At 70.2% G+C, this 22,029-nt stretch carries 18 protein-coding genes; 3 read left to right on the plus strand and 15 right to left on the minus strand.

Going from position 1 to position 22,029, the window contains the following annotated elements:
• The first annotated feature begins 1 nt into the window (after position 1).
• Positions 2 to 2,314: an arylsulfatase gene (locus SM116_RS05320; RefSeq protein WP_320943417.1), complete on the plus strand. Its 2,313-nt coding sequence runs from the start codon at positions 2 to 4 to the stop codon at positions 2,312 to 2,314.
• Positions 2,315 to 2,345: 31 nt separating this feature from the next.
• Here the strand turns inward: SM116_RS05320 and SM116_RS05325 are convergent, their stop codons facing one another.
• The 10 genes from SM116_RS05325 to SM116_RS05370 are packed head-to-tail and all read right to left on the minus strand — an operon-like array spanning position 2,346 to position 14,099.
• Positions 2,346 to 3,581, minus strand: a complete 1,236-nt coding sequence (locus SM116_RS05325; protein ID WP_320943418.1) for a M24 family metallopeptidase — start codon at positions 3,579 to 3,581, stop codon at positions 2,346 to 2,348.
• Positions 3,578 to 4,651, minus strand: coding sequence for a sugar phosphate isomerase/epimerase family protein (locus tag SM116_RS05330; RefSeq protein WP_320943419.1), 1,074 nt, complete (start codon positions 4,649 to 4,651; stop codon positions 3,578 to 3,580). Before SM116_RS05330 ends, SM116_RS05325 begins: the two co-directional genes overlap by 4 nt.
• A 4-nt stretch (positions 4,652 to 4,655) precedes the next feature.
• On the minus strand, positions 4,656 to 6,107 hold the full coding sequence (locus tag SM116_RS05335; RefSeq protein ID WP_320943420.1) for an FAD-binding oxidoreductase: 1,452 nt from the start codon (positions 6,105 to 6,107) through the stop codon (positions 4,656 to 4,658).
• Complete coding sequence (locus tag SM116_RS05340; RefSeq protein ID WP_320943421.1) at positions 6,104 to 7,177, minus strand: sugar phosphate isomerase/epimerase family protein; 1,074 nt, start codon at positions 7,175 to 7,177, stop codon at positions 6,104 to 6,106. The genes SM116_RS05335 and SM116_RS05340 overlap by 4 nt, the downstream gene beginning before the upstream one ends.
• Positions 7,174 to 8,004 carry an ATP-binding cassette domain-containing protein gene (locus SM116_RS05345; protein WP_320943422.1) on the minus strand — a complete coding sequence of 277 codons (831 nt, stop codon included), beginning with the start codon at positions 8,002 to 8,004 and terminating at the stop codon, positions 7,174 to 7,176. Before SM116_RS05345 ends, SM116_RS05340 begins: the two co-directional genes overlap by 4 nt.
• Positions 8,001 to 8,879 carry an ABC transporter ATP-binding protein gene (locus SM116_RS05350; protein WP_320943423.1) on the minus strand — a complete coding sequence of 293 codons (879 nt, stop codon included), beginning with the start codon at positions 8,877 to 8,879 and terminating at the stop codon, positions 8,001 to 8,003. The genes SM116_RS05345 and SM116_RS05350 overlap by 4 nt, the downstream gene beginning before the upstream one ends.
• Positions 8,879 to 9,835, minus strand: a complete 957-nt coding sequence (locus SM116_RS05355) for an ABC transporter permease (RefSeq protein ID WP_320943424.1) — start codon at positions 9,833 to 9,835, stop codon at positions 8,879 to 8,881. The genes SM116_RS05350 and SM116_RS05355 overlap by 1 nt, the downstream gene beginning before the upstream one ends.
• Positions 9,832 to 10,854 (minus strand): ABC transporter permease, encoded by a 1,023-nt coding sequence (locus SM116_RS05360; RefSeq protein WP_320943425.1) that lies wholly within the window; start codon positions 10,852 to 10,854, stop codon positions 9,832 to 9,834. Before SM116_RS05360 ends, SM116_RS05355 begins: the two co-directional genes overlap by 4 nt.
• A 22-nt stretch (positions 10,855 to 10,876) precedes the next feature.
• Positions 10,877 to 12,451 carry an ABC transporter substrate-binding protein gene (locus SM116_RS05365; protein ID WP_320943426.1) on the minus strand — a complete coding sequence of 525 codons (1,575 nt, stop codon included), beginning with the start codon at positions 12,449 to 12,451 and terminating at the stop codon, positions 10,877 to 10,879.
• 52 nt (positions 12,452 to 12,503) lie between these two features.
• The gene (locus SM116_RS05370; RefSeq protein ID WP_320943427.1) at positions 12,504 to 14,099 is read right to left on the minus strand and encodes an amidohydrolase; all 1,596 of its coding nucleotides are present in this window, start codon (positions 14,097 to 14,099) and stop codon (positions 12,504 to 12,506) included.
• Between SM116_RS05370 and SM116_RS05375 the strand changes: the two genes are divergently transcribed.
• Positions 13,999 to 14,712, plus strand: a complete 714-nt coding sequence (locus SM116_RS05375; protein WP_320943428.1) for a GntR family transcriptional regulator — start codon at positions 13,999 to 14,001, stop codon at positions 14,710 to 14,712. The genes SM116_RS05370 and SM116_RS05375 overlap by 101 nt on opposite strands.
• A gap of 17 nt (positions 14,713 to 14,729) precedes the next feature.
• On the opposite strand, the gene SM116_RS05380 is transcribed toward SM116_RS05375, so the two are convergent.
• Genes SM116_RS05380 through SM116_RS05395 form a run of 4 tightly spaced genes read right to left on the minus strand, consistent with a single transcriptional unit; the run spans position 14,730 to position 20,067 of the window.
• Positions 14,730 to 16,037, minus strand: a complete 1,308-nt coding sequence (locus tag SM116_RS05380) for an MFS transporter (RefSeq protein WP_320943429.1) — start codon at positions 16,035 to 16,037, stop codon at positions 14,730 to 14,732.
• 29 nt (positions 16,038 to 16,066) lie between these two features.
• Entirely contained in the window at positions 16,067 to 17,710 is a 1,644-nt protein-coding gene (locus SM116_RS05385; protein WP_320943430.1) for an amidohydrolase, read from the minus strand.
• 7 nt (positions 17,711 to 17,717) lie between these two features.
• Positions 17,718 to 18,566 carry a molybdenum cofactor biosynthesis F family protein gene (locus tag SM116_RS05390; protein ID WP_320943431.1) on the minus strand — a complete coding sequence of 283 codons (849 nt, stop codon included), beginning with the start codon at positions 18,564 to 18,566 and terminating at the stop codon, positions 17,718 to 17,720.
• A 28-nt stretch (positions 18,567 to 18,594) separates the two neighbouring features.
• On the minus strand, positions 18,595 to 20,067 hold the full coding sequence (locus SM116_RS05395; RefSeq protein ID WP_320943432.1) for an APC family permease: 1,473 nt from the start codon (positions 20,065 to 20,067) through the stop codon (positions 18,595 to 18,597).
• Positions 20,068 to 20,255: 188 nt separating this feature from the next.
• On the opposite strand from SM116_RS05395, the gene SM116_RS05400 reads away from it, so the two are divergent.
• On the plus strand, positions 20,256 to 21,323 hold the full coding sequence (locus SM116_RS05400) for an SDR family NAD(P)-dependent oxidoreductase (protein WP_320943433.1): 1,068 nt from the start codon (positions 20,256 to 20,258) through the stop codon (positions 21,321 to 21,323).
• 19 nt (positions 21,324 to 21,342) lie between these two features.
• Here the strand turns inward: SM116_RS05400 and SM116_RS05405 are convergent, their stop codons facing one another.
• Positions 21,343 to 21,993, minus strand: coding sequence for an HAD-IA family hydrolase (locus tag SM116_RS05405; protein ID WP_320943434.1), 651 nt, complete (start codon positions 21,991 to 21,993; stop codon positions 21,343 to 21,345).
• Positions 21,994 to 22,029: the final 36 nt, after the last annotated feature.

The following is a 22,029-nucleotide window of genomic DNA, read 5'->3' on the forward strand; positions in this document are numbered from 1 at the left end:
CGTGGCCGAGCGACGGGGGTACGAGGGGTTCGGCGGCCGCGCCGAGGAGTTCGTCTCGGACTCCATGCCGTGGTGGCCGGAGCGGTCGACCGCGCCCGCCGGCGCGCCGAACGTGGTCGTCATGCTCATCGACGACCTGGGGTTCAGCGATCTCGGACCCTTCGGCGGTGAGATCGACACACCCCACATCGATCGGCTCGCGGAGACGGGCTGGGTGTTCACGAACTACCGCACGGCGCCGATGTGCTCGCCGTCGCGCGCATCCCTGCTGACCGGGCTCAACCCGCACCGTGCGGGCTTCGGGTTCGTCGCGCACACCGACCCCGGGTACCCCGGGTTCACATGCGAACTGCCCGCGGATGCGCCGACGCTCGCCGAGTCGCTTCGCGCCGGCGGGTACGCGACCTTCCACGTCGGCAAGTGGCACCTCACCCTCGAATCACGTCTGCACGACGCGGCCGACAAGTCGTCCTGGCCGTTGCAGCGCGGCTTCGATCGCTATTACGGGAGCATGGACGGCTTCACCTCGCTGCATCACCCGCACCGTCTCGTGCGGGACAACTCGGTCGTCGACGTGCGCGAGTTCCCGGACGGGTACTTCCTCACAGACGACCTCACCGACCAGGCGCTCGCGATGATCGACGAGCTGCGGGCCAACGACGCGGACAAGCCGTTCCTTCTCTATTACGCGCACACCTCCGTGCACGGGCCGATCCAGGCGAAGGATGCGGACATCCGCAAGTACCGCGGACGATACGAAGCCGGATGGAACCGGCTGCGCGACGAGCGCTTCGCGCGGCAGGTCGAGCACGGCATCCTGGCCGCGGACGCGGTCCTCCCGCCGGATGCGATCGCCGACGGCGACCGCATCCCGCACTGGGACGACCTCACCGCCGACGAGCGCGCGCTGTTCGCACGCCATATGGAGGTGTACGCCGCCGCCGTCGACGAGATCGACCAGAGCCTCGGCCGGATCCTCGACCACCTCGACCGGCTGGGGGAGCGGGACAACACGATCATCCTCGTGCTCAGCGACAACGGCGGCACCGCCGAGGGCGGCCCGGCCGGCACCCGCAGCTACTTCGCGCAGTTCGGCCAGCACGGCGAGCTGCCCGACGACTGGGTCGGCGACGTCCCGCGCCCGATCGACGACATCGGCGGACCGCGGCTGTTCAGCCAGTACCCGACGGGGTGGGCGCGGGTGTCCAACACGCCGTTCCGCTCGTTCAAGTCCTCCGTTTACGAGGGTGGCGTGCACGCACCGCTCGTCGTCGCGTGGCCGGCAGCCGTCGCGCAAGGCCGGGCTCCCGGCATCCGGGATCAGTTCGTCTTCGTGGCCGATCTCGCGCCGACGATCCTCGACCTCGCGGGGGTGCCGCCGCTCGCCACTCGCGACGGCGCGCCCGCCCAGGAACCGGACGGCCGCAGCCTGGCCGCCGTCCTGGCCGATCCTCGCGCGCCGGGACGCGAGGCGCAGTACTTCGAGTGCGTCGGGCGACGGGCGATGGTGCTCGACGGCTTCAAGGCCGTCGCGCCACCGCCGCGGAAATGGGAGGGGGCCGCGGGCGGCACGTGGGAGGTGTACGACCTCGTCGCCGATCCGACCGAGACGCAGGACGTGGCGGCGGAACTGCCCGGTCTCGCCGCCGAGCTCGCCGAGCGGTGGCGTGTCGAGGCCTGGCGGAACACGGTGTTCCCGCTGGACGACGACGGCACCCTGCACGCGACCCGTCCGGCGACGGAGGCACGATTGGCGCGACCGGTGGATCTGCCGCCGTTCCGGCCGCCGCTCGAGCGCTTCCGGTCGGCCGCGCTGACGGTGCTGCGCTCGTTCGTCGTCGAGATCGACATCGTGGTGGGGGCGGACCCCGCCGGCGTGCTCGTCGCCCACGGCGACCAGGGCGGCGGCTATCTCGTTGCGATCGACCGCCGGGGACTGCTCGTCTCCTACAACGCGTACGGGGCCATGCGTCGGGCGCGGGGACGGATGCCGGCACCGGGCGCGCACCGGATCGTGCTGCGCGCCGACGAGCTGCCCGAGCTGCGATGGCAGCTCACGGCAGAGGTCGACGGAGTCGTCGAGGCGCTGATCGACGCGGTGCCGATGCTTCTCGGGATGGCACCGTTCACGGGCATCAGCGTGGGGTACGACTACGGCGGACCCGTCGACTGGAACCTCTACGAGCATCACCGGTCGTTCCCCTTCGCGGGCGGCGACCTCCGGGGCGTGCGCTACATCCCCGGGCCGCGGTCGGAGTACGACCAGACGATCCTCCGATCGATCGGAGACGCCGTGGCCGCCCTCGCCGATTGACGAGAGCGGCCACGGCGGCTGCGGGCGGGCGTCAGATGACGTTGAGACGGTTCGGGATGTCGTTGAGCTCCTCGGGACCGTTCTCGGTCAGCAGCACGGTGCCGCCGACGCAGACGCGCTGGCCGTCGCGCAGGGCGTTCGGCTCGAACGCGAACGCGTGGCCGACCTCGATGGTGAAGTCGCCGTCGAGGCCCACGCCGATCGGCAGGCGGTCGAGGTGCGCGAGCGCCGGGTCGACCTCCGGGTGCAGCCGGGTCGCGCTGTTGTAGATCGGCGACACGGTCTGGACCATCGGGCCGGTGTTCCACGTGCGCGAGCGGTGCAGGGGCTGCTCCATGATCTCGGCGAGCTCGGAGAACCGCATCCCCGGCTTCAGCGCCGAGAGCCCCGCCTGGTAGGAGTCGACGCAGACCTGCTCGAGCTCGCGCAGCAGCGCGCCGGGCTCGCCGACGGAGACGTCGATCTGCTGCTGCGACTCCTGACCCCCGTAGAACGCGAAGATCTCGGCGGCGATCGTGTCGCCCTGCTGGAGGACATGGGGTGCGCCGCCCATCTCGAACCACTCGGGCACACCCCACGCGAACATGCTCGCGCCGGCGCGCTCGAGCAGGAAGGGCGCGCGCACCCAGCCGCCCCCGGCGATGATCGCCTGGAACGCGGCGGCAGACACCTCGTGCTCGTTGCCGCCCGCTCGTGCGGTCTCGACGAAGGCGCGGCACGCGTCCTCGCCGAGGGATGCCGCCTTTCGCAGCAGCACCTGCTCCTCGCGGCTCTTGACGATGGCGATCGACTCGTAGACCCCGGCGACGTCGACCCACTCCACGCGGGGGAGCAGGTCGAGCACGCGCGTCCAGGTCGTGTACGAGATCGTGCCCGAGCCTTCGCCGACGAATCGGCCGGTGAGCCCGACGACACCGACGCGCGCGGTCGCCAGGCCCCGGTCGCGGATCGTGGCCGCGAGGTTCGCGATCGGGTCGCCATGCACCCAGTCGGTCACCCAGCGCTCCCAGCGGGCTCCCTGCGCATCCAGCCGGCCGAGCGGGACGTCGCCCAGGAAGAGCGCGGGGTCTTCGGTCGGAGTGAGGAGCGTGATGGCTCCCCTGCCCTCGTTGGTGAGGTAGGTGTCGGCCATGTCGCGGCCGGTGCCGAAGACGACGATGCCGTCGAGGCCCTGCTCCACGAGCATGGCTCGGATCGCGGCCCAGCGTCGATCCCGCTCCGCGAGGCTCAGCGTCGGGTACGCGAGAGGGGTGAGTATGTCGGTCATGCGAGGGTTCCTGCCTTCTCGATCGGTCGTGCGCTCGCCGGTCGGGCGAGCAGGTCGCGCAGCGCGCGGGCGCTGCGGAGGATGAAGTCGAGCGACTCGCCGTCGCCGACGGGAGCGTGCAGCTCCTGCCAGCCCGGAGCGTCGCCCGCGGCGACGCGGGCCTCGTAGGAGCTCGTGAGCCGGACGACCTCGAACGCCTCGGCGAGGTCGAGATCGGGATGCCCGTCCTGCCACCGCCGGTCGTAGATCTGCAGCGTCATCTCGGCACGGGTGTCCTCGACGATGCCCTCGATCGACAGCATGAGGTCGTGATCGCGCAGAGGCTCGAGCAGAAGCGCCCAGTCGATGACGCCCTCTCCGACGGGCTGCAGGATGCGCGCGATGCCGTCGGGGCGGAAGAACAGGGCGGCGTCGCGGATGTGCGTCGAGCGGACGTACGGAGCTGCGCGTCGCGCGGCGGCTGTCGGGTCCTCCCCGCGCACGAGCACGTTGGCCGTGTCGAGCGTGATGCCCAGCACGTCGGGTCCGACCGATTCGACGAGCCGCACGAGCTCGAACGTCGTGATCTCCTCGTGCGTCTCGAGGTTCAGGTGGACGCCGCTGTCCCGCAGGATCGGTGCGAGCCGATGCAGGAAGCGCTCCGTCGCCGCGAGCTGCTCGCCCCATTCGACGTCCGTGCGGAATCGGTCGAACGCGGAGAGACCGCGGAGGCGGAACTGGTAGTTCGCGGTCGCCGACCACAGCTCCGTGATCCCCACCGACCCGGCGGCCTCGATCATCATCCGCATCGCGCGCAGGTAGTCGCCGCCGCCGAGGGCCCGGATGCCGGGCGCCTCCGGCGTCGCGAACGGGTTGACCTTGCCCGCGCCGGCCTCGACGCGCTGGCCGAGCTCGCGCGCGGCCGCCATGGCCGCCTCCAGCTCGCCGCGGTCGAGAGTCGGGGAGAGCTCCAGGATCGACCGGAAGAAGACGCCTTCGAGCCCGAGCTCTGCGGCGCGCGCGAGAAGGTCCTCTCCGCGCGCGCCGCGGGAGTCTGCGAGTTTCGTGCTGTCTACGCCGATGCGCAGCATCCGGTCATTCCCCCGCCCAGTCGGTACCCGAGCTCGCCAGCGCCAGGTCGACCAGCCCGTGATCGAAGACGTTCTCGGGGTCGTACTCGGCCTTCACGCGGGCCAGTCGCTCGAACTTCGCGCCGTAGATCTCGCGCGCCGACGCGGCGTCGCCGTGCTCGGACGCGAAATTGATGTAGGTGCCGTGCTCCCACTCGCTGACCGCAGCCGAGAACCGCTTCACCCAGGCGACGAGCTCGGCGCGTTCGTCCGCATACTCCCAGTCGGCGCCGATGTTGCCGGACCAGCGGGAATGGATGTCGGTGGTCGAGTCGTTGCTGTGGTCGCGCGGCGTGACCTTGCCCGCGATGAGCTCGAACGGGCACATCACCTGGTGGGAGATGAACGCGCTGGAGTTGAGCGAGCGGCCAGGGTATGCGTCCGCGTGGGCGATGGCGATGTCCAGGAGCTCGTCCGGCAGGTCGCGGAAGGCCACATGGCGCCAGTAGTGCGAGATGCCGTAGCGGAACTCGTCGTCGGTCGCGTGCTGCAGCGTGACATGGGGGATGCTGCGCACGCTCTCGTAGATGGGGGTGCCGACCTCGAACATCGAGGCGCTCAGCTCGGGCTCGTCGGCGGGGTCGCCGTACGTGACGGTGGCGACCGAGATGACCGGCCTGCCGCGCTGCTCGCGCGGCAGCTGCGACCAGTACGCCGGCGCGCGGTACAGGCGGACGAAGGTCCCCACGTTGTCGGGCATCGCCGGCGCGAGGTCGCGGAAGCGCTGCAGGATCTCCTTGCGGTGCTTCGCGGGGTAAAGAGCGAGGCGGACGGTGGCGAGGCCGGGCAGGTCGACGTAGTCGAACACGAACTGCGTGGCGATGCCGAAGTTGTGCCCGGCGCCCTTCAGCGCCCAGAACAACTCGGGCTCGTTGTCGGCGTTCACCCGGCGGATCTCGCCGTCGGCGGTGACGAGCTCGACCTCGCGCAGGAAGTCGACCGTCGAGCCGAACATGCGCGACAGGTATCCCTGGCCGCCGCCGAGCGTGAGGCCGGCGACGCCGGTGTGCGAGACGACGCCGGCGGGAAGCGCCACGTCGTATGGCTCGGCGGCGCGGTCGACGTCGCCCCAGCGGCATCCCGCCCCCACCGTCAGCGTGCGGCTCTCGGTGTCGACGGTCACGTCGCGCATCAACGAGGTGTCGATCATGACGCAGCCGTCGGAGACGGCGGTGCCGGCGAGGTTGTGACCGCCGCCGCGGACGGTCAGCGGGGTGCGCGTGCTCAGGCACCACCGCAGGGCGGCAGCGGCGTCGTGGGCGGTGCGGCAGCGGACGATGGCGAGCGGGTGCTGGTCGATGTCCGCGTTCCACACGCGGCGCAGCGACTCGTAGCCGGGCTCACCGGGCAGGACGACGTCGCAGTCGACGGCGTCGGCGAGGGTCGAGAGGTCGGTGATCACGGATGCTTCATTCATTTCGAGTACTCCAGAAGGGATGGCTGTCGGGCGGCGATCGCGGCGCGAAGGGCGTCGCGCGACCGCTGCAGGAAATCGATGTAGTCCTCGCGTGCCGGCGGCCGGGCACGCAGCACGTCGACGCACTCGACGGTGCCGCGGTCGGCCTGCGCCGGGTACAGGTCGACGAGCCGCTCCAGCTCGGTGACATCGGACTCGGTCATGTCGGGATGCATCGATCGCCAGAACGCATCTCGAGGGTCCAGCGTCATCTCCGCCCGCGACCCCCCGATGCCCTCGATCGCGAGGTCGATCTCCGGCTGGGCGGCGAGCAGGATGCCGACCAGCTCGTCCCAGTCCGTCACCCCCGCCCCGATGGGGGCCAGGAAGCGCGCGATCCCCTCCTCGGAGCGTACGAGCACGGCGTCGCGGAGGTGGGTCATGTGGGTGAAGGGCGCGACGCGGCGCACCGCATCCATGACGGGCTCGCCGCGCACCATGAGATTGCCGGGGTCGAGGCACACGCCGACCACGTCCGCGCCGATCTCGTCGATCAGCCGCAGGATCTCGAAGGTCGTGATCTCCTCGTGCGTCTCGAGGTTCAGCCGCACGCCGTTCGCGCGGAGCGCGGGAGCGAGGAGCCTCAGGAATCGTGCGATCGCGACGAGCTGGTCGCTCCAGTCGACGTCGGTGCGGAACCGGTCGACGCAGAACGGCGCCGGAAGGTCGTGCTTGAAGCCGCCGGTCGCGGTCCAGGCCTCGGTCCAGCCGTGCTCGGCGCACAGCTCGATCATGCGGACCATGCCGTCGAGGTAGCTCCCGTCGCCGAGGTCCCGCACGCGCGGGAGCTCGGCGGTCATGTAGGGGTTGACCTTGCCGAGGCCGAGCTGCACGAACATCCCGTGCCGCCGTGCCTCCTGTGCGAACTCCCGCACGGCTCCCGCGTCGAGCGTCGGGAACGCCTCATCCACCGTTCGCACGAGGATGCCCTCGAACCCGAGCTCGCGCACGGCGGCCAGCGTCGAGAACGGGTCGTCGGCGAGCAGCGTCGCACCGTCGTGGAACTTCACGTCCGATCCGATGCGGGTCATGACATCGCCGCCAGCTTCTCGAGGCGCAGGGCGCGCCGTGCGCGCTCCTGCCCGGGGTCGGGGACGGGCACCGCTTCGAGCAGCGCCTTCGTGTAGTCGTCCTGCGGGTGTCCGTAGATGTCCGCGACACTGCCCGCCTCGGCGATCACGCCCTTGTTCAGCACGACGATGCGCGAGCAGAGGTACTTGACCACCGCGAGGTCGTGGGAGACGAACAGGACCGTGAGATCGAGCTGCCGCTGCATGTCCTTGAGGAGGTTCAGCACCTGCGCCTGCACCGACACGTCCAACGCGGACACGGGCTCGTCGCACAGCAGCACGCGGGGACCGACGACCAGTGCCCGCACGATGGCTATGCGCTGGCGCTGACCGCCGGAGAAATGCCGGGGATTGCGGTCGAGGTGCTCGGGCAGGAGGCCGACCGTATGCATGAGCTCGTCGACCCGCGCGCGACGCTCCCGCGCCGAGAACCCGCCGATGACGAGCATCGGCTCCTCGACGATCTGTCGCACCGTCATGCGCGGGTCGAGGCTCGAGTACGGGTCCTGGAACACCATCTGGACCTCGCGCCGGTAGCGCTCGAGCTCGCCGTGCCGAGGATGCGCCGGGTCGATGCCGTCGTACCGGATCGAGCCGGACGTCTCCTTCTCGAGCCCGACGACGCAGCGGATGATGGTGGACTTGCCCGAGCCGGACTCGCCCACGAGCCCGAGGATCTCACCCTGACGCACCTCGAACGTGACGTCCTCCAGGGCTTGATGGGCGCGACGGCCGCGGCCGAACCGCTTGGAGAGGCCGTCTACGCGGAGCAGCACATCGCCGTTCATGCGGCGCTTCCTTCCTGCAGATAGTCGGCGACGGTCATCAGCCGCACAGCGGGGTCGGCATCCAGCCGCGGCACGGAGCCGATGAGGCCCCGCGTGTACGGGTGCTGCGGGCGGGCGAACAGGTCGTCGACCGGCTGTTCCTCGACCACCCGGCCGCGGAACATGACGGCGACGCGCTGCGCGAGGCCCGCCACGATCGCCAGGTCGTGCGTGATGAACAGCACGGCGAGATTCAGCTCGCGGGACTGCTCCTCGAGAAGGTCGAGCACCTGCTCCTGCACGCGCACGTCGAGTGCGGTCGTCGGCTCGTCGGCGATCAGCAGCTTCGGCTCGGCGATGAGCGCGGCCGCCATGACCACGCGCTGCCGCATGCCGCCGGAGAACTGGCCCGGGTACGCCTTCAGCCGCTCCGCCGCCTTCGGCACCCGCAGTCCGTCGAGCATCTCGGCCGCCCGCTGGTAGGCGTCCTTCTTGGAGACGCCGCGCACGAGCAACGGCTCGGCCACCTGCTCGCCGATCGTCAGCACCGGGTTGAGTGCCGTCATCGGGTCCTGGAAGATCATCGAGATCTCCGCTCCGCGGAGGGCGCGGATGACGTGGCGCGGTGCGCCGATCAGCTCCCGCCCCTCCCACTCGATCGAGCCGCCCAGGCGGAGGTGCGGGTCGAGCCGAAGGATGGCGCGGGCGGTGATCGACTTGCCGGAGCCGGACTCGCCCACGAGCGCCACACGCTCGCCGGGCCGGATCGAGAGGCAGAGGTCGTCGACGAGCGTCAGGTCGCCGAGCCCTCCGCCGATGCGCTCCTTCTCGGGGACGTGGACAGTGAGCGCGTCGATCGACAGCAGCGGAGCCGTCGACGGGGATGTCACGGACATCAGGACCTCCTCGAGGCGGGGTCGGCGAGGGTGCGCACCGCGTCGCCGACCAGTCCGAACGCGATGGCGCCGATCGTGATCGCGATGCCGGGGAAGAGCGAGATCCACCAGGCGGTCGTGATGTACTGCTGGCCCTGCGCGATCATCGACCCCCAGTCGGGGCTCGGCGGCGGGGCGCCCACGCCGAGGAACGCGAGACCCGAGATCATGACGATCGTTCCGGAGATCTCCATGCTCGCCTGCACGTAGATGGCGTCGAGCGAGTTCGGCAGCGCGTGACGGACCATGAGCCGCAGACGCGACACCCCGAGGATGCGGGCGGCCTCCACGAAAGAGGACGCCATGGTCTCGCGCAGGATGCCGCGCGTGAGTCGGGCGGTGCTCGGCCACGACGCCGCGACCATCGCGATGATGATCGACGTCATCGAGGGGCCGAGGGCCGCGGCGAGACCGAGCGCGAGCACGAGGGACGGGATCGACATGAAGATGTCGCAGACGCGCATCAGGATCTCGTCCGCCCATCGCGGCAGAAGGGCCGCGACGCACGCCACGAGCACGCCGATGACCGCGGAGATGACGACGATCGCGGCTGCCGAGAGCAGAGTCAGCGCGGCGCCCGCGAGGATGCGGGACAGCACGTCGCGTCCGACGTCGTCCGTGCCGAGCCAGTGCGCGGCGCCCGGCGGCAGCATGGCGGCGCGGGTGTCCACGTCGAACGGGTCCCACGGCTGGTAGAAGAGGCCGACGATCGCGAACACGACGAGCGTCCCGACGAGGACGAACGCGAGCTTGTCGAGCATCGCGGTGTGCCGGTGGAACACGCGGCGGATCGGCCGCGCGAGGCCGGTCCCGATCGCCGACGTCCACGTCGGCACCGGTGGTGCCGGCTCGAACGGCACCGCGGGTGTCGCACCGGCCGGCCCACCCACCGCGATGCCGGGCTCGATGTGGTTCATGCGGGCGCTCCCACCTGGGCGTGACGGATGCGCGGATCGAGCACGATCTGGAACAGATCGACCACGAGCGCGGTGATGACGAAGACGGCGCCGATCACGAACACGGCCGCGAGCACCGAGAACGTGTCGTGATTGAAGATCGCCTGGTACAGGTAGCTGCCGACGCCGGGAAGTCCGAACACGGCCTCGACGAGTACCGCGGCGCTGAACATCCAGCCGAACTGCATGCCGAAGATCGTGAGCACGGACCCGAGACACGAGCGCAGCGCATGGTGCAGGATGACCCGACGTCGCGGGACGCCCTTCGAGATGGCGAAGGTGACATAGTCCGACTTCAGCGCGGTCATCATGTTCGAGCGGATGATGCGCGCCAGCGTCGCGATGAACGGAGTGCTGAGCGCCAGAGCCGGCAGGAACAGGTGGTCGACCGAGTCGACGACGTTGCCGACGTTCCCGAACAGCAACGAGTCGACGACGGTGAAGCCCGTCACGTCGGGCGGCGCCATCCCGACGCTGTTGGTGCCCGAGATGGGGAACCAGCCGAGCAGCGAGCCGAGCACCCACCGCATCATGATCGCAAGCCAGAAGACGGGGACGCCGCCGGCGAGCACCATGATGATCCTGCCGGCGACATCGCCCGCCTTCCCCTCGTTGGCGGCCGCGACGATGCCGAGCGGCGCTGCGATGACGACGGTGATGAGCATGCCGAGCACCACCAGCTGGACGGTCGTCGGCAGGACGGCCCGGAGATCCGCGACGACATTCTGGTGCGTGATGACGGACGTGCCCAGATCGCCGTGGATCAGGCGTCCGAGGTACTGGAAGTACTGGACGATGAGCGGCTGGTCGAGCCCGAGCACCTCTCTGATGTGCGCGACCTGCTCCGGTGTCGCGAGCCGACCCGCGGCGACGCGCGCGACGTCGCCGGGGATCAGCTTCGAGATGAAGAACACGATCGTCGCGACGCCCCACAGGGAGAAGAGGGCGAGGCCGATGCGTCTGATGAGGAATCGGGTCATGGCGTGGTCCGTGATCGGTCCGTCAGCGGGACATCCGCAGGGTGCCGACGTTGAAGTCCTGCTGCGTCGGCGAGAACGGGATCGTCTGCACCTTCTTGTCGGACACCATCGCCACCGAGGGGTTCGCGATGTAGAGCAGCGCATGGTCCGCGATGACCTGCTTCTGCACGGCCGTGTAGTCCTGGCAGGCCTTGTCGGCGCTGGTGGCGGTCTGCGCGTCGGCGAGCAGCCGGTCGACCTTCGGGTTCGAGTACCACGTGAAGTTCGTCTTGCCCGCGGCGGACGAGTCCCATTCGCGCTGCAGCATGGGGCCGGCAGCCGGGAAGGCCGCGAAGTCCCACGCGAGGGCGATGTCGGGCATCGTCGCCTGGCTCGACACCATCTGCGAGTACTGCGGGAAGGTGACCGCGACGAGGTTCGCGTTCAGGCCGATCTTCTTCAGCGAGTCCTGCAGGATCGTGCCGGCCGCGTTGAACTCGGGAACCGTCGGCTGGTAGGCCACCGTGACGGTGGCGCCGCTCACGCCGGCCTGGTCGATGAGCTGCTTGGCTTTGGCGAGGTCTTGCGTGGGCTTGCCGGCGTCGACCCGGCACGAGATGCCCTCGGGGAGGATCTTCGTCGCGATCGATCCCTGGTTGCCGAGAGCGCTGGAGAGGTGGCCGGAGTAGTCGTAGGCCAGCTGGATCGCCTCGCGCACCTTCTCGTCACCGGTGATCTTGCCCTGCGTGTTCAGCCACGCGTAGGTCTCGCGCGACGCCGGGATGTTCACGATCTCGTACGCGGAGTTCTTCGAGATGCCCTCGATGTCGACCGCGTTCAGGCCCATCGTGATGTCGATGTTCCCAGCGAGCAGCTCGTCGCGAGCCGCGGTGTGGTCGCTGATCATGCGGAGGATGAGCGCCGCGGGTCGCTGATCGGTGTAGTCCCAGTACTTCTTGTAGCGCGCGAGGTCGAGCTCCTGGTTCGCCTTGTAGGTCTTGATCTCGAAGGGTCCGGAGCCCGCCTCATGCGAGCCGAGCCACCCCTGAGCGTCGTCGCTGCCCTCGTTCGCCTTCACGGTCCTCGCATCGAGGATGTAGATCGGGCTCAGGGCGCCGATGAAGTCCAGATCGGGCTTGGACAGCGTGATCACGACGTGCTTCGCATCCGGCGCTGTTGCGGACACGTAGTCGGAGAGGAACGAGGCGACGCCGGAGCCGATCTTCTTGACGCGGTCGAGCGTGTAGACGACGTCGTCCGCCGTGAACGCGTTGCCGGAGTGGAACGTGACACCGTCGCGCAGCGTCAGCGTCAGCTGGGTCGCGTCGGAGTTGAACCTCCACTCCGTCGCCAGCTTCGGGATCATCTTGCCGTCCGAGTCGTAGTCGACGAGGCGGTCGTACACACCGGCGACGTTGAAGTCGTTGTGCGCGTCCGACGCCTGCTGCGGGTCGAGCGTCTCTGCGACGTTCGAGCTGCCGACGACGATGCGAGTGGATGCGGAGGTCGAGTCGGCCGTCTGCTTCTGGCCGGTCTGCAGGCCGCAGCCGGCGAGCGCGAGGGCGGCGACTCCCGAGACGGTCACGAGCATCGTCGCTCGCAGGTGCATGCGGTTCATCGGATTCCTTTCGGGTTCACGCCGCTCCGATCGCGGAGCGGCGTCGTACGGATCAGTGGACAGGGGACAGGGGTTCGGAGAGGGATGCCGAAGGCACAGCGGGCGTGGCGCCCGTCGCGGAGGCCGTGACGCTCGACTCGACCTGGACCCGCGTGCGGGCGACCCACGTGCCGCCGCGCATCACATCGCGGGCGACCGGCGGTGCAGCGACGGCCTCGGCCGCATTGGCGGCGTTCACCACCAGGAGATCGGCGGGAGCGCCCGGGGCGAGCCCGTAGCGGGTGAGGCCGAGGGCGGATGCGGCGCGATCGGTGACGAGCTCCAGAGCGAGGCGGAGGTCCTCGTCGCGATAGAACGACGACTGGAAGGCGACGTTCCGCGCCGTCTCGAGCACGTCGCCCGTGCCGAACGGCCACCACGCATCGCGGATGTTGTCGGTGCCGACGAAGACCGGCACGCCGTGGTCGACGAGCTCGCGCACGGGTGGCATGGGGCCGGCCGGGCCGTTGGTCATGACGGCCACCTGGTTCTCGGCCAGCAGGTCGAGGATGGCCCGTCGTACGTCGTCGCTGAGCGTGCCGAGGCCGAAGGCGTGGCTCATGGTCACACGACCCGCGAGCCGACCGGCGCGATGTGCGACGGCCCGGTACTCCGCCTCGGCAGCCGCGCCGACCCCGTGGAGGTGGATGTCGACATCGGCGCCGTAGCGGCGGGCCACGTCGAAGACGATGTCCAGGTGCCCGTCGAGATCGCCGTCCAGCGAGATCGGGTCGAGCCCGCCGACGCCCGTGACACCGAGCCGGAGCGCCTCTTCGAGGAGGTCGGCCACGCCGGCCTGTCCACGGATCCCGCTCTGCGGGAACGCCACGATCTGCACGTCGAGCAGGCCCCGGAACGCCTCCTGGACAGCGAGCATCCGCTCCACTCCGCTGAGGCCGATCTCTGCGTCGACGTCGACATGGGCGCGGAGGGTGCCCGTGCCGAACTCGACCATGCGCTGGGCGAGGAGCATCGCCCGCTCGAGCGCGGTCTCGTCGAGCAGGCGGCGCTGCCGCTTCTCGACTTCGATCCGCTCGCGCACCGTCGATCCCGCCGCATGCGGCTGCCAGGGGCCCCCGAGGAACGTCTTGTCCAGATGTGCGTGCCCGTTGACGAGCAGGGGCAGGACGGCTCGCCCGCCCAGGTCTTCGTCGCCGTCGCCGAGGCATCCCGCGGCGGGGGTGATCGAGTCGATCCGGCCGGCCGAGATCGCGATGTCGACCATCGCACCCTCCCGGCTGCGACCGTTCCGCAGCATCAGTGTCACTGAGACTCCCAACGTCGTCGTTTGGTATACACGATTACATAGAAGGAGGGGATTTGGAACCCATAGCCGAAACAAAATCGTCGGCTGGTATTCCAGATTGATAACGCCGCGCCCTGGAGGAACACCGCGGACCCGGCTTCGCGGCCCTACAATGACTCCACCCGGACGCGACCACGCGCCGGCCGCGGACGTCGTACGACCCCCTCTTGCCAGGCGGCGGACGTCAGATGGGAGGGCGACGGTGTCGCAGAACGAGGAGTCGACCGCGCGGGATGCCTCGCTGGCGCCGTCCGGCGAGGCGCTGGACCTGCGGGTGTACGAGCTCGTGCGGGAGCGCATCATCGACGGCACGCTGCAGCCGGGTGCGCGCATCCGCGAACGCGAGCTCGCCGAGGAGCTGCAGATCTCGCGCATCCCGATCCGCGAGGCGTTTCCGCGTCTGGAGTCCGAGGGGTTCATCAAGACCCTCCACCGCCGCGGGGCCGTCGTCGCCCAGATGACGGTGCGCGATGTCGAGGAGCTGTTCGCGGTGCGTCTGTCGCTGGAGGTGCTCGCCGCGCGCCTGGCGGCCGAGGAGTGCGCGCGTGGCGCGTCACCGGATCGTCTCATCGCGAGCCTCGACGCCGCGGGCGCCGCCGTGCACGGCGGGGCGACCGCGCACGGCGGGGGCCACGCGGCCATCGCGGCGCTGACCTCCTCGTTCCACGACGAGATCCTCGTGCTCTCGAGCAACCAGCTGCTGCAGAACCTCATGATCCCGGTGGAAGGTCGCATCCGCCGGCTGTTCCACCTCGTGGCGGACCGGGACGAGGAGCAGCTGCACCGGGAGCACCGCGACCTGTGCCTCGCGATCGGCAACGGGCAGACAGAGCTGGCAGGCTCGCTCGCCTTCGCACATGTGGAACGGTCGCGCTTCGAGACGATGCCGGTCATCGAATCACTCCTCGCACGCTGAGCGGCCGCGGTCCGGTCTCAGGGAACGAGGTGGTCCTCGGCGGTGCCGTTGTAGCGCCTGAGCGCGGGGACGGCGACGCCGATGACGACGAGGGCGGCTGCCAGCAGGGATGCCGTCAGGAACGTCGTCCACGCGATGCCGAGCAGCTGTGCGACAAGGCCCACGCCGATCGCGGCCAGCGGCGTGATGCCGATCGCGAGCTCCTGCAGGCCCATCGCGCGCCCCTGCAGGCGGTGCGGCGTCGCCGCCAGCATGAGGGTCGTCTGCAGGACGCCGAAGACGGATGACGCGAGCCCCGCGCACATCAGCAGAGCGCACGACAGCCAGAACCACTGCGAGAGGGCGAACAGCGCCCAGCAGACCGCCATCGTTCCCGTGCCGACGAGGAAGACGACGCCCTTGCGGCGGAAGTCCCCGAGCGCCGCGACAACCAGCGAACCGGCCATGCCGCCGAGGCCGAAGCACGTGAGGAGCGCACCGAGGCCGGCGGCATCGAGGTCGAGCACCTGACCTGCGAAGACGGGCATGAATCCCTGGTAGATCGAGAAGACGAGCGCGTTCGTGAGGATCGTGATCGCGAGCACGGCCGCGACGATGCGGTTGCGCAGGAGTGCGGCGGCCCCATGCGTCAGCATCCGCCATGCCGAGTCGTGGTGCCCCAGGCTGCGGACGCGATTCGCGGGCACCCCGAGCAGCGCGATCAAGGAGATGGCATACCAGCCCGTCGTGAGCCACAGGGCGGTGGAGGCGCCGAACGCCGTCAGGAGGGCGCCACCGATCGCCGGGCCGACCAGGAGGGTCGTGCTCAGCACCAGCGCATTGAGTGCGTTCGCGTTGCTCAGTCGTGCGCGCGAGACGAGCTCGACGGTCAGGGCCGAGCGCGCGGGCTGAGAGGGGGAGTGTGCGAGCCCGATCGCCAGGCCCGCGGCGAGCAGCACGAGGGAAGGGGAGCGCCCCCACGACGCCAGTGCGGCCATCGTCGCCGCCGCGACCAGCACCCAGGTGCAGGCGATGAGCAGGACGCGCCGCCGGTCGAAGCGGTCCGAGAGAACCCCGGCCAGGGGGCCGAGCAGCAGCGGTGCCATCCGCAGCGCGGTGAAGACGGCGAGGGCGACCTCGGAGCGCGTCTGCTCGTAGACCATCCAGCCGAGGATGAAGCTGTGGCTCCAGACACCGCTGAAGAAGCACACGTTCGAGACCAGCAGGGCTCGGAATCCGACGCTCTCCTGCACCGCGCCGAACGGGCGCACGAGCGGACGAGCGACCGGGACGGCGGCGCTCCGAGCGGAATTCGCGGCAGGGTTGACGGCATCCTTCGACGGCACGAGCCCGATGGTATACCAACTCCGCTGTCTTACCCCGCGGTGAAGACCCGCCGGCCCGCGAACCACGTCTCGAGCACGCGGGTGTCGATGATCGCGTCGGCAGGACCGGTGACGAAATCGCGGTCGACGATCACGAAGTCCGCGGACTTTCCCGGCTCCAGCGACCCCGTCACGTCCTCGAGGCCCATCGCCCGCGCGCCGTTGATGGTGAACACCTCGAGCGCCTCGCCCGCGGTGATCGCCTGCTCGGGCCACAGCACGCCGGGGGCCCGACCGAGCGGGTCCGCGCGCGTCACGAGACCCTGCATCCCTTCGAACGGATTCGGGGACTCGCTGACCGGCCAGTCCGATCCGCCGGCGACAAGGCCGCCGGCGTCCAGGATCGTGCGGTTCGGCTGCGAGCGATACGCCCGATCACCGAGGACCGACGCCAGGGCATCCGGGATGACTCCGGGAAACCACAGGAACGGCGATATATCGGCGGCGATGCCCAGCCGCACCATCCGCTCGATGTCGTCCCCCGCGAGGAACTGACCGTGCGCCATCTGGAACCGCGTGTCGGTGTAGCCCTCGCTGCGCAGGCGCTCGACGACGTCGATGAGGACGCGCGCGGACCCGTCGCCCGTCACGTGCACCTTGGCCCCGAGTCCCCGGTCGGCGACGGCGTGCAGCCAGCCGTACAGCTCGTCGGCATCCATCGTCGTCGTGCCGTGGAAGTGCGCTCCGTGCACGTCGTCGGGCAGATACGGGTCGAGGAACAGCGCCGTGCGCGCAGGAGGCACGCCGTCGAGGAAGATCTTCACGAAATCCGGACGATGGTGCTCCGAGCGGAACTCCTCGCCACGGGCGATCAGCTCGTGCCCGACGAGCTCGTAGCCGAAGATCTCGTCGTTGACGGTGAGGGACGACACCACCCACGCATTGAGTTCGCCCGCGTCATCGAGGGACGTGAGGGCGCGAAGGATGTCGAGGGACACGGCCGCATCCTGGAACGTCGTGACCCCGTAGCCGTTGAGCAGCTCGATCCCCCGCGCGGACGCGCGCCGATGCTGGTCGGCGGTCAGCCCGCCGGCCTCGGCGTGCGCCTTGGCGACGAGGATGCCGGCGGCCTCCAGCAGCACGCCGCTCGGCTCCCCGTCGGCGGCATCCACGAGCGTCACGCCCTCTGCCGGAATCGCTTCCTTCGTGATGCCGGCCAGTCGCAGCGCCCGCGTGTTCACCCACCGGTTGTGGTGACTGTCGTCGGAGAGCATGACCGGCCGGCCCCCGGCGGCCTCGTCGAGCCGCAGCCGGGCCGCGGTCGTGTTCACCTCGTCCATGAGCGTGCTCGCCCACGATCCGCCGGTGATCCACGCGTCCTCGGGAAGGGTGGCGGCGCGCTCGCGGACGAGCTCGAGGATCTCGTCGAGCGACAGCGCAACGCCGAACGACAGCTCGAACAGGTCGGTGACGCCGGCGACGGCGTGGTGGTTGTGGACGTCCACGAAACCGGGGTACACCGCCGCGCCCGCGAGGTTGCGCACCTCGGTGTCGTCACCGCGATGCGCCAGCACATCGTCGGCGGTGCCGACGGCGAGCACCGTGCCGCCTGCGAAGGCGATCGCCTCCGCCACCGGCCGAGCGCGGTTCGCGGTGCGCACCACGGCGCCGGTCAGGATCAGATCAGCGCTCATCGCGTGCTCAGCGGACGAGCTCGCGGGCCGGGTCGTACTCGGCCGGGTGCGCGGTCATCGAGATGAGGCGGCCGTGCGCGCCGAACGTGAAGTGCGTGGGGCGAGCCGAGGGGTCCTCCGCCTCGCCGAACAGCACGCCGTGCGAGCGGATCGCCTTCTGGTCGCGGTGGTCGGCGATGGTGATCGAGCCGCACGGGATGACGCCCTCCCGCCACGTGAACACGTAGATGCCGGGGCGCATCCGGTACACGGTGTTCTCGTCGGTGTCGGCGAGACCCTGCTCGGGGCCGGCGAGGCACTGCCACGTGTACCAGTGCGGCGACAGGTAGACGTGCTCGTACGCGTGCTCGCTGGAATAGACCCACAGCACCCGACGGCCGATGAGCTCCAGGGTCGGGGCCGGCGCCTCGCCGACGCCGCCGGAGACCTCCTCGATGCGGGCCACGGTGAACGCGTGCTGCACTGCCACCTGCTCCACCGTGCGCTCGCCGAGAGTCGCGATCACCGCGAGCGCGTAGCCGCTGCGGAGGTCGAGGAACAGGGAGACCGACTCATCCGGACGGTAGTCGTCGTTGTGGTGGAACTGCGCGTAGTACAGGTCGTCATCGACCTTGATGACCTCGCATGGATCGGTCTGCTGTGCGGCCTCGATCGGGTCGCCCGCGCCGGGACGGTAGTCCCACGAGACGCCGCCGGGGCCGAACGTGTGCGCGATGCGGGTGCCGCGCTCGTCGACGAGGGTGAGGGTGCGGCCGTCGAGGTCGGTCGACAGCGGCGCCTTGCTCGCATCGAATCCGGGGGCCAGGCCGTCCAGGGGCAGCCACGTGGAGGTGTCGGAGAGATTCACATCGGTCATGTGCGGGTTCCTTTCGAACGGCGTGCGGTCAGAAGCCGGGGACGGGGTCCTTGCCCTGCTCGGCTGCGTGGACATTGAACTTCTCGAGGTCGGTGGCGAGCGCGTCGTAGACCTCGGGCTTCTTCCGCTTGAGCACGGCTCCGTAGACGATGCCGCCGATGACGGCGAGCACGAGCAGCAGCGGCAGGCTGAGGATGAGCGGGTTGGACGAGCCGGCGACGATGTCGAAGTGCACGACGGCGAGCACGACGATCGTCGTGAGGCCGAGGAAGCCGAGCCCCGGCGCGATGAACGTGCTCCACCAGCGCGGGTCGCGCTGGCGGCGGAACCACACCACGATCGAGATCGCCGCGAGAGCCTGCAGCACGAGCACGGCCAGCGTGCCGAACCCGAGCATCGCCGGCACGAGCGTGGCGATCGGGCTCAGGCCGGCGACCGCGAACAGGCCGGCGACGATCGCGCCGAAGGCTGCCTGCACGAGCCCGGCGTAGGCGGGGGAGCCGTTCGAGCGCGTGCGGGCGAGCCACTGCGGCAGGATCCGCGCCCGGCCCATCGAGTACAGGTATCGCGTCGCCGAGTTGTGGAAGGCGAGCATGGCGGCGAACAGGCTCACGAGCAGCAGGATCTCGGCGATGATCGTCATCGGCGTGCCGAGGTACTGCTGGATGAGGGAGAACAGCAGGTCGCCGCTGTCGAGGTGCTTCAGGGCCGTCGACTGCGCCTGCGCGACTCCGGTGGCGCTGACCACGGCCCAGGTCGAGACGCCGAGGATGATCCCGATCGCGACGATGGCGGTGTAGGTCGCGCGCGGGATGGTCTTCAGCGGGCGCTTGGCCTCCTCGCTGAACAGCGCGGTCGCCTCGAAGCCGAGGAAGCCGGTCGCCGCGAGGAGCAGGCCGATGGGCAGCGAGCCGGAGAACACGGCCGCCGGGCTGAAGGCCGCCCAGCTGAAGCCGGTCTGCACGAGCACCGAGATGTCGAAGACGACGAGCATCAGGGTCTCGAGCACGAGCGAGACGCCGAGGATCTTCGAGCTGAAGTCGACGCCCCGGCGGGCCATGACGAAGCAGACGGCGATCGAGAGCAGGCCCCACACGTACCAGTTCACGTCGAGGCCGGTGAGCTGGGCGATGATCGTCTGCATGAAGAAGCCGCTCGTGCCGATCGTGCCGACGACGAAGAAGTTGTAGCCGAGGGTGGCGATCAGTCCCGCGATCAGTCCGCCGGTGCGGCCGAGGCCTTTCACGACGAACGCGTAGAACCCGCCGGCGTTGGCGAGCTGCTTCGACATCTGCGCGTAGCCGACGGCGAACAGCAGCAGGATGACCGCGACGATGAAGAAGGATGCGGGGGCGCCTCCGCCGTTGCCGAGCGCGATCGCGAGCGAGGCGACCACGACCATGCCGGTCAGCGGGGCGACCGCGGCGAGGACGAGGAAGACGATGCCGGCGACGCCGAGCGTGTTCGTGCGCAGGCTCGTTCCGGTGGAGGGTTCGGTCACGTCGGCTCCTTTGCCAGGGGTGGCGGCGCGTCGGGTGCTCCGCTCCCTTCGATTGTGCGCCGGAGCTCTCGGGGCGGCTTGTCGCTGAGCGATCACGGCTGTTGCGTGCGTGCACAGAACCCCGCCCGGTGTCGCAGACGATGGATGATCGGTGCGACGGCGTTCCCTTCGTCCCAGTGGAGTGCCGGGTGGGAGATGCGATGGAGCTCGGACTGCGCGGCCGCACCGCCCCGTCACGGGCGCAGCCGGCGGCATCGGCCGTGCCGTCGCCCGCGCGCGCGGCGTCCGTGGAATTCGCGGCGGACGGCATCCGCGTCAACGCCGTGTGCCCGTCGATCGTGGACACGCCGATGAGTCGGGGCGACCTCGGACTCGACGGGTTCGCGGATGCCGGCTCTTCCCCGCCTGACAGAGCTGTCTCGATCAGACCCGAAAGGACACCCATGGGATACACAGGAGCACAGGTCGACGGCGCGGTCGTCGTGATCACGGGAGGCGGGACGGGCATCGGCGCCGCCGTCGCCGAGCGCTACGCGGCCGAGGGCGCGCACGTCGTCGTCGTGGGCCGCCGGCGCGAGCCGCTCGACGCGGTCGCCGCGCGCACCGGCGCCGCGGTCGTCGTCGCGGATGCGGCGGATGCGGCGTCGGCCCGCGCCGCCGTCCAGGCGACGCTGGACCGCTTCGGACGCATCGACGTGCTCGTGAACAACGCCGGCGGACACGGATTCTCGGCGGTGGGGGAGACGGATGACGCGTCCTGGGCGGCATCCCTCGAGGCCAACCTCGGCACGGCCTTCGTGATGTCGCGCGAGGCGCTGCCGGCGCTCATCGAGTCCACGGGGCAGATCGTCGTCATCTCGTCGCTCGCGGGTCTGTTCGCCGGGCCGTCGGTCGCCGGGTACACCGTCGGCAAGCACGCCCTCATCGGACTCACCAAGACGCTGGCGCGCGATTACGGCCGGCACGGCGTCCGCGTCAACGCCGTGTGCCCGGGGTGGGTGCAGACGCCGATGGCCGACGCCGAGATGGACGAGTTCGCGGCGCACGCGGGGCTGCGGACCAGAGCCGAGGCGTACGGAGCCGTCACCGCCGACGTTCCGCTCGCACGCGCCGCGCAGCCGCGGGAGATCGCGGCCGTCGTGCGGTTCCTCGGATCGGGCGAGTCGTCGTACATGACCGGAGCGGTGCTCGTCGTGGACGGCGGCGCGCACATCGTCGACGTGCCGACACTGGCCTTCGACCACGCCGGAATGTAGCCGCCCGAGAGGTGCCGGATCAGTCGAGGTCGAGCTCGACGCCGTTGCGCAGCGGACGCACGCGCACGGAGGTCAGGTCGGCCACCACGTGCGCGGCGCCCTGCCCCTCGGCCCGCTCGCCGACGCCGATCACCGTCATTCCGGCGGCCAGAGCCGCGGCGATGCCCGTCTCGGAGTCCTCGAACACGATGCAGTCGGCCGGATCCACGCCGAGCAGCTCGGCTGCGCGCAGGAAGCCCTCGGGGTCGGGTTTGCTGCGCGAGACGTCCTCGGCGGTGACGCGGACGATCGGCATGTCGAATCCCGCCGCACCCATACGGGCGGTGGCGAGGGGAACGTCGGCCGACGTGACGAGCGCGTGCGGGGTGTCGCCGAGGGCGTCCAGGAGCTCCGCGGCACCCGGGATCGCGACGACGCCGTCGGTCTGCTCGGCCTCGAGCTTCAGCAGCTCGGCGTTCTCGGCCGCGTTGATCGACGGATCCCGATCGGGCAGCAGGATCGCCATGCTCTCGTGGCCCTGCCGGCCGTGGACGACGTCGAGCACCGCGCCGTCGTCGACACCGTGCGACGCGGCCCACTCCAGCCAGAGCCGTTCGACGACGGCGGTGGAGTCGACGAGCGTGCCGTCCATGTCGAGAAGGACGGCGCGGGCCGTGAGGATGCGGGGCATGCCGTCCATCCTGTCAGTCCGGGCGCAGCGGCCCCG

Source organism: Microbacterium rhizosphaerae (assembly GCF_034120055.1).
GTDB lineage: Bacteria > Actinomycetota > Actinomycetes > Actinomycetales > Microbacteriaceae > Microbacterium > Microbacterium rhizosphaerae.